This window comes from Arthrobacter sp. 35/47 (assembly GCF_000520475.1).
GTDB lineage: Bacteria > Actinomycetota > Actinomycetes > Actinomycetales > Micrococcaceae > Arthrobacter_D > Arthrobacter_D subterraneus.
Genome location: NZ_KI914603.1, coordinates 197,951 through 211,013, shown reverse-complemented (window position 1 = coordinate 211,013; position 13,063 = coordinate 197,951). Strand labels below are relative to the sequence as shown.

At 62.4% G+C, this 13,063-nt stretch carries 13 protein-coding genes; all 13 read left to right on the top strand.

What is annotated here, in order from left to right; all coding sequences use genetic code 11:
* A partial coding sequence (locus X803_RS0111510) for a CoA transferase (RefSeq protein WP_026545252.1) occupies positions 1–311 on the top strand: 311 nt, incomplete at its 5' end.
* Positions 308–1,555 (top strand): YyaL domain-containing protein, encoded by a 1,248-nt coding sequence (locus X803_RS0111505; RefSeq protein ID WP_026545251.1) that lies wholly within the window; start codon positions 308–310, stop codon positions 1,553–1,555. The genes X803_RS0111510 and X803_RS0111505, both read left to right, overlap by 4 nt.
* The gene (locus tag X803_RS19500) at positions 1,552–2,757 is read left to right on the top strand and encodes a CaiB/BaiF CoA transferase family protein (RefSeq protein ID WP_051470700.1); all 1,206 of its coding nucleotides are present in this window, start codon (positions 1,552–1,554) and stop codon (positions 2,755–2,757) included. The genes X803_RS0111505 and X803_RS19500 overlap by 4 nt, the downstream gene beginning before the upstream one ends.
* Entirely contained in the window at positions 2,754–3,926 is a 1,173-nt protein-coding gene (locus tag X803_RS0111495; protein ID WP_216699057.1) for an acyl-CoA dehydrogenase family protein, read from the top strand. The genes X803_RS19500 and X803_RS0111495 overlap by 4 nt, the downstream gene beginning before the upstream one ends.
* Positions 3,927–4,204: 278 nt before the next feature.
* Positions 4,205–5,020 carry an enoyl-CoA hydratase/isomerase family protein gene (locus tag X803_RS0111490; protein WP_035778653.1) on the top strand — a complete coding sequence of 272 codons (816 nt, stop codon included), beginning with the start codon at positions 4,205–4,207 and terminating at the stop codon, positions 5,018–5,020.
* Between the two features lie 44 nt (positions 5,021–5,064).
* Positions 5,065–6,096 (top strand): tripartite tricarboxylate transporter substrate binding protein, encoded by a 1,032-nt coding sequence (locus X803_RS0111485; RefSeq protein WP_084033685.1) that lies wholly within the window; start codon positions 5,065–5,067, stop codon positions 6,094–6,096.
* A gap of 57 nt (positions 6,097–6,153) precedes the next feature.
* Positions 6,154–6,627, top strand: coding sequence for a tripartite tricarboxylate transporter TctB family protein (locus X803_RS0111480; RefSeq protein ID WP_026545247.1), 474 nt, complete (start codon positions 6,154–6,156; stop codon positions 6,625–6,627).
* Complete coding sequence (locus X803_RS19495) at positions 6,624–8,147, top strand: tripartite tricarboxylate transporter permease (protein WP_051470699.1); 1,524 nt, start codon at positions 6,624–6,626, stop codon at positions 8,145–8,147. Before X803_RS0111480 ends, X803_RS19495 begins: the two co-directional genes overlap by 4 nt.
* Positions 8,144–9,052, top strand: coding sequence for an NAD(P)-dependent oxidoreductase (locus X803_RS0111470; protein ID WP_026545246.1), 909 nt, complete (start codon positions 8,144–8,146; stop codon positions 9,050–9,052). Before X803_RS19495 ends, X803_RS0111470 begins: the two co-directional genes overlap by 4 nt.
* Before the next feature lie 212 nt (positions 9,053–9,264).
* On the top strand, positions 9,265–10,386 hold the full coding sequence (locus X803_RS0111465) for a CaiB/BaiF CoA transferase family protein (RefSeq protein WP_026545245.1): 1,122 nt from the start codon (positions 9,265–9,267) through the stop codon (positions 10,384–10,386).
* The gene (locus X803_RS0111460) at positions 10,383–11,171 is read left to right on the top strand and encodes an enoyl-CoA hydratase (protein ID WP_026545244.1); all 789 of its coding nucleotides are present in this window, start codon (positions 10,383–10,385) and stop codon (positions 11,169–11,171) included. The genes X803_RS0111465 and X803_RS0111460 overlap by 4 nt, the downstream gene beginning before the upstream one ends.
* Entirely contained in the window at positions 11,171–12,148 is a 978-nt protein-coding gene (locus tag X803_RS19490; protein WP_051470698.1) for an amidohydrolase family protein, read from the top strand. Before X803_RS0111460 ends, X803_RS19490 begins: the two co-directional genes overlap by 1 nt.
* Positions 12,148–13,063 (top strand): C-terminal binding protein (locus tag X803_RS19485; RefSeq protein ID WP_051470697.1); only part of this gene is annotated, 916 nt, incomplete at its 3' end. The genes X803_RS19490 and X803_RS19485, both read left to right, overlap by 1 nt.

Sequence of the window (13,063 nt, the reverse complement as noted above, 5' to 3'; positions counted from 1 at the left end):
TACAGGATGCGGGTGTTCCCTGCGCACCGGTAAACAGCCTGTCAGAAGCGATGTCCGATCCCCAGGTGCTCCATAACGGGCTGCTGGCCACGATGCAACACCCAACACTCGGCAAGATGCAGACAGTCGGCCTGCCGATGACATTCGACGGCGAGAGGCCCGTAATCCGCAGCGCACCACCCCTCCTGGGAGAACACACCCGGGAAATCCTCGAGGCGGCCGGTGTCTCCGATGCCGACGCCCGGCAATTGGTTGAAAGCGGCGCGGCCGCCTGCCTGCCGCCCACCACCCGTCATGAAGGAGCCTCATGAGCATCATCCAGACCCCACCTGCGCGGCCCGACATCATGCAGGACCTTGCACAGCAGGCGCTCGAAAGCGTGCGCAGCGGCATCGAGCCGGTCCTGAAGATCATCGAAAATTCCCCCGCCGGTGCCGTTCCGGGCTTCAAGTACACCACCGGCGGTTACCGTGCCTGCGATGCCTACCTTCCGCATGACTGGTCCACCTTCCAGTGGGTAGGGTTTCTGACCGGCCGCCTCTGGCTGGTGGCCGACCATTTCGACGACGACCGTATCCGCGCTGCCGCACGGAAACTCGCCGAAGTCGTCGCAGACAGCCTCTCCAAGGAGCCGCCGCGCTTCTCTGCCGCCGGCAGTGATCTTTTCTATGCGTCATGTCTCGGAGCGCGACTCACCGGAGACACCGGGCTGACGGACGCGGCCCTGGAAGCGACCCGCCAGTACAGCAGGAACTTCGACGAGCGGCTTGGTGTGTTCTTCCAGGTCCTCGGCGTCAACCGAGCGGTCATCGATACGGGGCTCAACCTGCTGCCGTTCTACTGGTCGGCCGCATCCGATCCTGAACTGGCCGACATTGCCCGGCGGCACAACACCAACCTGCTCGACTACGGCATCGTCCGGGACGACGGATCGGCCTATCAGGCTATCGAGTTCGATCTCGAGACGGGCCAGCCCGCACGTCGCTATTCCATGCAGGGCTACAGCGACTCCACCACGTGGTCGCGGGGCCAGTCCTGGGCGATGCACAACTACGTCAACGTCTACGAAGCGACGGGAGAGCGTCGTTTCTTTGAGGTGGCGCGGAAGGTATGCCGGTGGTACGTAGACCACCTGCCGGCAGACAGCGTTCCGTTCTACGATTTCGCGGACCCGCAGGCTCCCGCGGTTCCCCGGGACTCCTGCAGTGCCACCATCGCCGCGAACGCGCTGCTGCGTCTGGCGCGGCTCGATGAAGAATCGACCGGCTGGGCCGGCACAGCAGCCGATGCGATCACCCGCGAACTGTTCACAAACTATCTGAGCCCGGGTGGAGTGCTCCTGCATAGCAGCTGGGGACGGCTGCCGGCCGAGAAGGCGGGCGCCGGTTTCTCCCGCTTCCCGCTGGAGGATGTGATGCCCTACGGAAACTACTGGGTGGTTGAGGCCGCGTACCGCTACCTCCACGCCGACTGGTCTCCGCTGCAGCTCGCACCTACCACTCCGCTGCACGTCAACGCGGAAACAGCCCCCTCCGCCCGGACAGCAGCGTCATGAATGCTCCGCTGGCAGGCGTGCGTGTCCTGGACCTGACGCATTTCGTCGCCGGGCCCTGGTGCACCATGCTGCTGGCGGATCTCGGCGCCGAAGTCATCAAGCTTGAACCTCCCGGCGGTGAGATCGGCCGCGGCATGGGAAGCGTCTATACCGGAGGCGAATCGGCGATTTTCCTGGGATTCAACCGCGGCAAGCGCAGCATAGCCATGGATCTGAAACACCCGGAGGGCCTTGCTGCCGCTTTGAAGCTCGCAGGCCAGGCCGACGTCGTCGTACAGAATTTCAGGCCCGGCACGGCGGAGCGACTGGGAATCGGTGCGGCGGTGCTGCGCGACGCACACCCGGAACTGATTTATTGCACCGTATCCGCATTCGGGCCGGACGGCCCTTACGCACCCCGGCCCGCCAACGACCCGGTGATCCAGGCACTCAGCGGGTCGATGGCCGACACAGGTCAGGCGGAGGGCCGGCCGGTGCGCATGGGTGTGAGCCTCCCGGATGTAGCTGCGGGAGTACTGGCCGCCACCGGCATACTGGCTGCCCTTCACCGACGAGAGCAGAGCGGGGTCGGTTCCACGATCGAGCTCAACCTGCTGGATACACAGCTGTACGCCCAGATGGATCGAATCACCAGAGTCACGGAGAGGGAAAACGGCACCGCGCATGCAGCTCTTCCCCGGACCAACGAAGACACTGTACGGGGGGCATATGTCTGCGCAGACGGGCTCTCGCTCTGGCTTGAAGCTGATCCCTCCGGACTGATCACCGGCGCAGGGCCAGCCGGGAGCAGATCGACACAAGGGGCGGCGCGCCGACGTGAACGGGTGGCCGCGCTCCTGGGCACGCGTCCGCGTGCTCACTGGCTGGAAAACCTCGGCAGGGTCGGCATGGACGTCGCGCCTGTCCTTGGACTTGCGGACGTCCTTCCTGGAGAACCGCCGCGAACCCTTGAGGTGAACCACCCCACGATTGGGCGCCTACGCCAGATCCGCACCCCTGTGATCGCAACTCCTCCCTGGCCGCCGGCTGATCTGCCACCACCCCGCCTCGGTGAACACACCCAGGACGTACTCCGGGACCTGGGGCTTCCCGACACCGACATCGACGACCTGACAGCTCGCGGAATAGTCCGCACAGCCATCCCACGCAAGACCAGTTACAGCACCACCATCAACGGAACCCATGCCAAGGAGCAATCATGAGCACCATGACCGAAACCAAACAGAAGGAGCAGTACGCGCTCACTGACGAACAGCTGGCGCTCCAGGAAGAAATCCGCGTTCTGGCGGACGGACCCGTTGCCGCAGGAGCAGCGCACCGTGACAGGACCGGCGAGTACCCGCAGGACATGTTCGACCTGCTGGTTGAAAAGAACTACCTCGCACTGCCGTTCGCGCCCGAGCACGGCGGCAGGAATTCCGGAATCCTGAGTTGCGTGCTCGCCATCGAAGGGTTCACCCGCGCCTGTTACAACACGTCCTACCTGCTCATGATGACCTGGCAGCCGTTCTTCGCGATCAGTGCGGCCGGCAGTGAGGAGCAGCGCCGAAAGTACCTGCCCGGCCTGGCTGATGGGACCTTGCGGTTCTCCACCGCCAACACGGAACCGGAAGTAGGATCGGACATGGCGAACCTGCAAACCCGAGCCGAGCCGGTGGACGGTGGATACCTCCTCAATGGCAAGAAGGTGTGGGCCGGAAACGCGCCGGTGTCGGACTATTTCGTGACGTTTGCCCGCACCGGAGAACCAGGTCACCGCGGGTTGAGCTCCTTTGTGGTTCCCACCACCGCTGACGGCGTGGTCCGTGGGGCGAAGATGAACAAGATCGGCGGGCGGGCAATCCCGTCCTGCGAGGTCGAGTTCAAAGATGTCTTTGTCCCTACCGAGGACCGGTTGGGCGCTGAGGGGGACGGTTTCAAAACTGCCGCCAGCACCTTCACCAAGCTGCGCCCCCTCGTTGGTGCACGCGCCCTCGGACTTGCTCAGGGTTCCCTTGACCATGCGGTCGCCTATGCGAAGGAGCGCAAGGCCTTCGGACAGCGGATCGCCGATTTCCAGGGACTGCAGTGGATGCTGGCCGACATGAAGATCGGTCTGGAAGCCTCCAGGCATCTGGTCTACAAATCGGCAGCAGTCCTCGACGGCGGCATGTCGCCTCGCGATGCAGCGCCGCTGATCGGTATGGCGAAGACCTTCGCCACCGACACCGCCATGCAGATCACGCTCGACGGCATCCAGATCTTCGGCGCAAAAGGCTACAGCACCGATTACCCGATGGAGCGGTTCATGCGGGAGGCAAAAGGCCTTCAGATCATTGAAGGAACAAACCAGATTCAGCGCAACATCATCGCGAAGGACCTGCTCTCCTGACCATGACTGCCGCCGCTACGTCGGTGGTTACCCGGCCCGGTACAGCTTGAAGAATCGCTGTACCGGGCCTGGGCAGCCATGCCCGGATACCTGTCCCCGGACGCGGGATGGACCCGGAGTGCATAGGGAAAATCTCTTGTATTCACCGGGTGCCCGGTCTAGCATTATGAATACAGTCCCTAAATATGAACTTGGTTCCTCGATGACGAAGATTCAAGGTCAGGGAACCTGTAGTGATCCACTGCCCACCGATCCACTTCAACGGCGAAGGAGGAACCATGGCGTACACCACCCACGCGCCGCAACTTGTCAGCATGCAGCTTGAGCGGGACGTTGCACTGGTCACCATCGATGATCCGCCGCTCAACCTGCTGTCGAGGGCCACAAAGGCGAAGCTTCGCGATATGTTCCTCGCACTCACCAACCGGAGCGACATCCGGGCCGTGATCTTACGCGGGTCGGGAACACGGGCTTTCTCAGCCGGCGCAGACATCCGCGAATTTCCTCAGCGCATTCTCGAGGGGGATGCCGAGCAGGTCGCCCGGGAAGGGCATCAGCTCATCGCTGCGATAGCGAACTGCGGCAAGCCCACCGTTGCCCTGGTAGACGGTGTGGCATACGGCGCCGGCCTTGAGGTGGCACTCGCAGCGGACCTGCGATTCGCTACTGAAAGAGCATCGTTCGCGTTGCCGGAAGTCACCAGGGGTGTCTTTCCCGGCAACGGGGGCACTCAGCTACTCCCCCGAATCATCGGTCCGGCACGCGCCCTTGAACTTATGTTCACCGCCAAACCCATCGATGCGACCGAAGCCCACCGCATCGGCCTGGTTAACCGCGTACTCGCATCGGATAGCGCGCAGTCGGAAGCGCTCGGCTTCGCCCACCACCTCGCGTCCCTGCCCGCAACGGCAATTTCCTCGATCCGCCGGCTCGTCAGAACTGCGGTGGAAGAACCACTCGTAACCGGGCTGGATCTTGAAGCACAGCTGTTTGGCGAAGTCTTTCGCACCGAGGCGGTGAAGGAAGGCGTCAACGCGTTCCGGGAGAAACGATCACCAGACTTCAAACGAACAGAACAACCGTCATTCCCCTAGAACGATTACCTCAACGTCCGCACTACCGAAAAGGAATCACCATCATGGCACCATCAACACCTCGTTCGAATCGATCGGTCCGTCTCAGCCTCGCTGCTGTCGGCGGAGTCGTCGCGCTCTCCACTGCACTGGCTGCCTGCGGAGGCAACGCCGGTTCCGACGGCGGGGGAGGCGCTGCCCCTGAGGGCGGAACGGAAGATGATTTCCCCTCATCGCAGATCGAAATGATCGTTCCCTGGGCCGCCGGCGGAGGTACAGACCTCACTACCCGCCAGCTAGCGGCACAGGCGGAAGATACCTGTGGAACGCGCATCATCATTTCCAACAGGACAGGGGCAGCCGGCGCCACAGGGCATCAGGCAATCGCCGACGCCGAGCCGGACGGTTACACCATCGGAACGGCTACGGTGGAGGTCTCCATCCTCAACCATCTCGGAAATGCCGAGGTGACACCCGAAGACTTGCGGGGAATCGTCAAATTCCAAGCCACTCCCTCTGTCCTGGCAGTCTCGCCCGACTCAAAGTATGAAACCTTCGACGATCTCGTGGAGGGTGCAAAGAACGGTGACCAGATCCGCGTTGCGACCAACGGTCAAGGCGGCATCTGGGATCTTGCCGCCCGTGGACTGGCCGATGCAGCCGGCGTGGAATTCACCGAGTTTGTACCCTTCAACGGTTCCGCGGAAATGATCCCCGCCGTACTCGGTGGACAGGTGGAAGCACTCACTCCTTCCGGTGCAGAAATGCGTTCACAAATCGAAGCAGGCAAACTCCGCGGTCTCGTCACCATGTCTGACGAGCGCTTCGATGTGCTGCCCGACATCCCCACCACTGAGGAGGAGGGCATCGACTGGAAAGCCGCAAATTGGTTTGGTGTGGTCGCGCCTGAAGGAACTCCGGAAGACCGCGTTCAGAAGCTGTCCGAGTGCTTCGCGGAAGCAGCCAACACCGAAGAGTTCCAGGAATTCATGAAGTCCCAGGGGTACGGCTCGGAAGTCGTCGAGGGTGAGGAATTCGAAACGTTCATGGACGAGGAGTTCACGCGGTACAAGGATATGGTCGCCAACCTCTATTAGCAGACCGGTGCCCGGCACAGCGCCGGGCACCGAACCCCTTCCTGAAGGAATGTATCCATGACAACAACAACGCTCCGTTCGGAACGGATCGGTAACATCGTAGGCGCCGTACTGTTATTGGTCCTCGGGGTACTGGTATTCACACAAACCGCAGCATTAAGTGAATCCGGTGCTTCCAGCGATCCCGGCGCCGCGGGTTACCCGAGGCTGATAGCCGGCTCGCTGATCGTCCTGGCAGTGCTCCTCGCGCTTCAGCGGGGTTCGGGTGACCCGCTCCCCGCTCGCAGGGATGGCCTCCGCGTAGCCAGCGTAGTGGTTTTGCTGATTTTCTACGCCCTCGCCCTTGATGTCCTGGGCTATATCGCGGCAACCGCGCTCTTCCTGTTCGCTGCTCTCTTCCTCATGGGGATCCGGAAGTGGCTGCCGTTGATCCTGCTGCCAATGATCACGAGTGTGTCCCTCTTCTACATCTTTTACACCATTTTTGGTGTATCGCTTCCGCGTGAGTTCCTGGAAAGGCTCCTTTCATGAACGATTTCCTGAACGGACTGGAATCGGTCCTGACCTGGCAGCCGCTGCTCTTCATGCTCATCGGTATTTTGGGCGGAATAGTGGTTGGCGCTATTCCCGGTCTGACAGCCACCATGACCATCGCCATCCTGCTGCCGTTCACGTTCGTCACCGATCCCTTGCCCGGCGTGTGCCTGCTCCTCGGAATCTATTCGGGCGCCGTCTACGCGGGCTCCATCCCGGCAATACTCCTCCGCATTCCGGGAACACCGTCATCGGCAGCCACTTTGCTTGACGGCCACCCCATGACGCTCCAGGGAAAGGGTGGCCTCGCGCTGACGATTTCCCTGGTGGCCTCATCGATCGGCGGCGTCATAGGCGGCGTGCTGCTGCTGGCTTTCGCTCCGACCCTCGCGGGGTTTGCATTGAAGTTCGGCCCCGCGGAGTTCTTCATGCTGGCTGTCTTCGCCCTCGCGCTGATCGCCTCGATGTCCGAAGGCGCAATGGTGAAGGGATTGATCAGCGGCCTGGTTGGCCTGTTGATCGCCACGGTAGGAACCGATCCGATCAATGGCATCACCAGACTGACGTTCGGCGTCGACGCGCTCCAGTCTGGTCTTGGTTTCATCCCGGTCCTGATTGGACTCTTTGGTGTTGCAGAAGCACTGGTGCGGTTCGAGGAGCACATCCACCATCGGAAGGTCAGTTCCATTCCTCCGGGATCCTTCCGCCTGAAATGGTCCGGTCTTCGTAAACTTATGCCGGGCATCTCATACAGCTCCCTTATCGGTTTCGGCGTGGGCGTCCTGCCCGGGACCGGTGGAGACATCGGATCCTTTATAGGGCACAACGAAGTAAAGCGCCTTTCGAGGAACACCGAGAACTTCGGCAAAGGGGACCCTCGCGGCCTGGCCGCGTGCGAATCAGCGAACAACGCGTCGGTTCCGGGCACACTGGCTCCCACATTGATCCTCGGCATCCCGGGCAACTCGGCAGCCGCCGTCCTGATCGGCGCACTGACGGTGCATGGTCTCCAGCCCGGACCGGGGCTGTTCACAGGGTCGCCGGACCTGGTCTACGGAATCTTCATCGCGCTGCTGGTCATTCCAGTGATGATGTTCGTCGTCGGTCTCGCCGGTATCCGTTCCTGGGGTCAGATTACCCGTATTCCCACCGAATATCTCTGGCCATCCATCCTGGCGCTGAGCGTCGTAGGAGCTTACGCACTGCAGTCAAGCGCTGTGGACGTGATGATCACCATTGCGGCTGGTGTGCTCGGCTACTTCATGCTCAAGGGCGGCTTCCCGCCGGCGCCGCTGGTGATCGGTCTCATTGTGGGGCCGCTCGCGGAGACCGGTTTCCGCCGCGCGACGATCATCAATAGCGGATCGTACGAATGGGTCTTGCAGCCCATACCGCTGGTCATGCTGATCCTGAGCGTGGTAACTGTCGGCTGGGCCCTCTACCGCTCCTGGGCGATGCGGAAAAAGCCGGTGGCAGCGAAGAATGTGAAGCGCGAAGAAGAGGACGTCCGGAAGTGACGTTGGACGCTTCAGAAGCCGGCGCCGTGAGCACGACGGCGCCGGGAACCGACGGTGATCGGCCCGGCGTCGTCGTCGGTGTAGTCGGTTTGGGGAACCTGGGTTTGCCGGTCGCGAGACGGCTTGCCTCCACCTGCCTCGATGTCGTCGGTTTCGATGTCAGTCCCGGTGCACGTGCAGCAGCCATTGGACTCGTCCTCGCTGACTCCGTGAAGGACCTGGCGGACAAAGCCGACGTTGTGCTTATCCTCGTCAGCGATGCCGGCCAGTGCAGGAGCGTGCTCTCCGGCCCGGCAGGCATCGGATCGGCAACAAGTCCGCCCGCCGCCGTCGTCATCATGGCCACGGTGGGACCTGGCGCGCTCACTGAACTGGCGGATGAGGTGCGGACCCCGGAGACCGAGGTCATCGATGCCCCGGTCAGCGGGGGCAGCGACGCGGCAGAGGCTGGTTCCCTCTCGCTTATGGTCGGCGGGCACCCGGAGACCATTGAGCGATGGGGCGCGCTGCTTGCGGTGCTGGGCACCGTCCATGTCATGGGACCGCTCGGCGCCGGCCAGAGCGCAAAAATGGCGAACCAGATGGTTTTTTTCGGGACCCAGGCAGTACTGCAGGAAGCGATGACGCTGGCGGATGCCGGCGGCGTCGACCGGGATGCACTGCTGGCAGCACTCTGCGGTGGAACCGCAGACTGCTGGAGCGTCCGGCATCCCGGATTCCTTGAAGATGTTGCCCATACCTACGACGCCGCCGGCGTGGAACCGTCCCACAGGCCCTGGCACAAGGATCTGCGGACTGCGGTCAAGGCAACGGCGGCACACGGGATCGACGCTCCTGTGACAAAACTCGTGAGCCGGGTGTTTGGTGACAGGGTGGACATGGCCGCTAGACCCCTCTCCCAATGAGGGCCCTTGATTCCGTAAGCAGGCGCCTTCTGCAGCGCTGGGGAACGGCTGTTCCCGAAAGCGGGGAGGGAAGCCTCATATCTGGTCAAATTCACAGCAGCACGTCTGCCATTTCGTCGCAAGCGCCCGTGTTACACCCCGACAAGGAGGCCATCGTGCCCATATCACCCTCCGTTCCCAACGCAGCGGCCGCTGCCGGGGCGCTGACCGGAATGACTGTCCTTGACCTAACCCAAATCATGGCCGGCCCTTTCTGCACCATGGTCCTGGCCGATCTGGGAGCCGACGTCATCAAGGTTGAGAACCCGAACGACGGGGACCAGACACGGCGCTCATGGGGAACTTCCGGCAAGGGACAGGACAGCCGCGCCTTTCTCAGTCTCAATCGCAACAAGCGCAGCATTACCCTTGACCTGAAAACCCAGGAGGGCGTCAACTCGTTCCATAAGTTGGTCAGGACCGCAGACGTCGTGATCGAAAACTGGAGGCCAGGCGTCGCGAAACGGCTCGGGCTGGACTTCGAGACCCTGATCGCTCTCAACCCTCGCCTTGTCGTTGCAAGCATCTCCGGTTTCGGCCAGACAGGGCCTTACGCCAACCGCCCGGGATATGACCTCATTGCCCAGGCCATGGCTGGAGTTATGAGCATCACCGGTGAACCCGGGGGCCGACCGGTCAAGAGCGGCCTTCCTGTGGCAGATCTGGGGGCAGGCCTCTTCTGCGCTGTGGGTATCCTTGCTGCTTGGAATTCAAGCAAGGAAACGGGACAGGGGCAGTATCTAGAGACGTCCCTGTTCGAGTCCACCCTTGCCTTCTCCGTCTGGGAATCAACAGAATTCTGGGCCACTGGTTCCGCACCTGTGGCTCTCGGGTCCGCGAACCGCATGTCTGCGCCTTACCAGGCCCTGGCCACTCAGGACGGCTTCATCACTATTGGCGCGAACAATGAGCGCCTGTGGCAGCGTCTGTGCACAGTCGCTGAGCTGGATCATCTCCTGGTGGATCCTCGTTTCAGCGACAACCCGGGTCGGATGGCGAATCGGACCGAGCTGGTGGCTGAACTCGAGGCGAGATTCGCAGAAAAAACCACGGCGAACTGGGTGGATATCCTCCTCGCTGCAGGCGTCCCTGCTGGCCCGATTCAGAACTACCAGCAAGTTCTTGAAGACGACCCACACGTCAAGGAACGAGACATGATCAAATTCGTTGAGCACCCGGTAGAAGGCCAGGTGGCAGTCCTCAACTCGCCGCTTCGACTCAGCAGAACCCCTCCTAGCATCCGACGCCACCCACCACTGCTCGGAGAGCACAACGAGGAGGTGCTTGGCTCGTGACTGTCGCTGCTGTCGGCGATGGTCGGATCCTGCTCGAGAAGATCGGGCCGGTCCTGCATATGACCTTGGCCAATCCAGGACGCCACAATGCCCTTACCTGGCGCATGTACGACGAATTCGCGGAGGCGATAGAAGAGGCCGCCGTTGATCCGGCGGTCAGGGTCATCGTTATTCGTGGCCAGCGAGGTGCGTTTGCCGCCGGAACGGACATCACGCAATTCGGATCCTTCACGACTGGCGAGCAGGGGCTTCAGTACGAGCAGCACGTCGCCGGGATCCTCGACAAGTTGTTGAAGCTGAGCATCCCGGTCATCGCTGCTGTCGATGGTCCCGCCGTTGGTGCTGGACTAGCCATCGCCGCCTGCTCTGACGTCGTGATCGCAACCGAATCAGCCACGTTCGGAGTACCCATCGCCCGTACCGTGGGCAACTGCATCCCACCGGCAGTAATGAGGCGGCTGCATGCCCGCATGGGACACGGCCGCACGATGGCCATGCTCCTCGCCGCGTCTCTCCTGCCGGCCGAGGAGGCGCAAAAGGCAGGGTTCGTGTACAAGGTGGTCGCACACGACGACTTCGAGGACGCGGTGGCCCGACTGAGCAACAGAATGAGCCAGACCGCGCCGGTCACGGTCGCCGCGCTGAAGGAAATGGACAGGCGCCTTCAGGATGACCCTGCCGCCAACGGTGACGACCTCCTGCTCCGCTGTTACGGCAGCGCAGATTTCCAGGAGGGCGTCGCCGCCTTCACGGAACACCGCACACCCCAGTGGAAGGGACACTGATGCAGGCACCGGAGCCGGCCTCACGCGTTATCGACGCACACCACCACTATTGGAAGCTTGAAGCGCAGGAGCAAGCCTGGCGTACTTCGGACCACAGCCACATCGCGCGGGACTACGAACCGGCGGATCTGGCTCACGAACTCGTCGACTCCGGGGTCGACGCCACAGTGCTCGTCCAATCAGTCGACAGCAGCGACGAAAATGACCGGCTCGCGGCCTACGCCGCCAGCTGCGCCTCGGTAGCGGGCGTCGTCGGCTGGCTTCCCCTCGATCAACCTCAGGCTGCCAGGGCCGAACTGGCGCGAGCCGACACGGCGTCGTGGAACGGAGTCCGCTGCCTCGTAGGAAAACGGCCACTCAATTGGCTGAACGAACCCGAGGTTATCTCGCTCTTCAAGGACCTGGCGGACCAAGGATTGTCCTGGGACATCGTTCCCGTCACACCCGCCCAAGTGTCGGCGGTCGGTTCCCTAACCAGCGCAGTTCCTGGCCTGCGGGTCGTGCTGGATCACCTCGCGCGCCCCCCGGTGGATGCCGCTGGATGGGAGCCGTGGGCGGGGCAGATCGCCGAGCTGGCGAAGTCGCCCTCGGTTTATATCAAAATTTCCGTCGGGATTGACGTTCTGACCGGCTGGGCTCAATGGCAACCTGCCGAACTGGCTCGTTACGTCGACTGGGCTCTCACCCATTTCGGCGCCCAGCGAGCGATGCTGGCCAGCAACTGGCCAGTCATCCTGCTACGGCGCAGCTACCGCGAAGCTTGGGAGGACCTATCAAACCTCGTGGCCGACACAGGCCTGTCGGCCGCAGACTTGGCCACCGTACAGGGGGGAGCCGCAATTGCGGCCTACCGGCTGCAAGAACCCTGGGACCAGACCCGGAGGTGTTCACGAAAAGACCCCGTCCTGTCAGCAGCGGGATGCGGACAGGAGATCGGAATAGCGTCGGTTTCGGCGGCGTCCGCAGGAGGACAGTAATGCGTGTAGTCATTACCGACCATAACTTCACCTCTCTTGATGACGAGCGCTCCGCCGCGGCCGCGCTCGACGCCGAATTCGAGGTCAATCAAGTCACCACACAGGAAGCAGCGAGGAACGCTGTACGAGGGGCCGACGTCGTGCTGGTGAACTTCGCACCCATCACCGCGAAAGTCCTGGACGCGATGCCGGCAGAGGGAGTCGTCATCCGATACGGAATCGGATATGACAACGTCGACCTTCACGCGGCGAATGAGCGCGGGATCTCGGTCTGCAACGTCCCCGATTATGGTGCCGACACAGTCGCCGACCACACGCTCAGCCTCATCTTCGTGCTCGTTCGGAAGATCGTGCAGTTCGACCGGGTCCTCAGCAGTGGCGGCTGGATCTCGCCGCCATCGCTGGCACCGATACGAGCTTCCGCGGACACCACAATTGGTCTCATCGGGCTGGGCCGCATCGGGCTAGGCGTCGTCACCCGGCTCAAACCATTCGGATTCCCGGTCCTGGCCTTCGACCCCTTCATCGATCCGGCTGTGGCCGCTGGCCAAGGTATCGAGCTGGTCGACATGGACACAATCTTCCGGCGCGCGCACGTCATCTCACTTCATGCCCCGGCAACCCCGGACACATACAAAGTAGTGAATGCCGAGAACCTCCGAAAAATGCTACCGGCATCCTTCATCGTGAACACCGCACGGGGAAGCCTCGTCGACCAGGACGCCGTCCTGGCCGCCCTCGAAACCGGGCAACTTGCAGGAGCCGCCCTCGACGTGTTCGACCCGGAACCATTACCCACGGATCACGGACTGAGGAACCATTCCAACGCAATCCTGACGCCTCACGCCGCTTTCTACTCCGAGGCGTCATTAGCAGCCCTACAACGGCTCGCCGCCGAAGAGGTATACCGAGCAG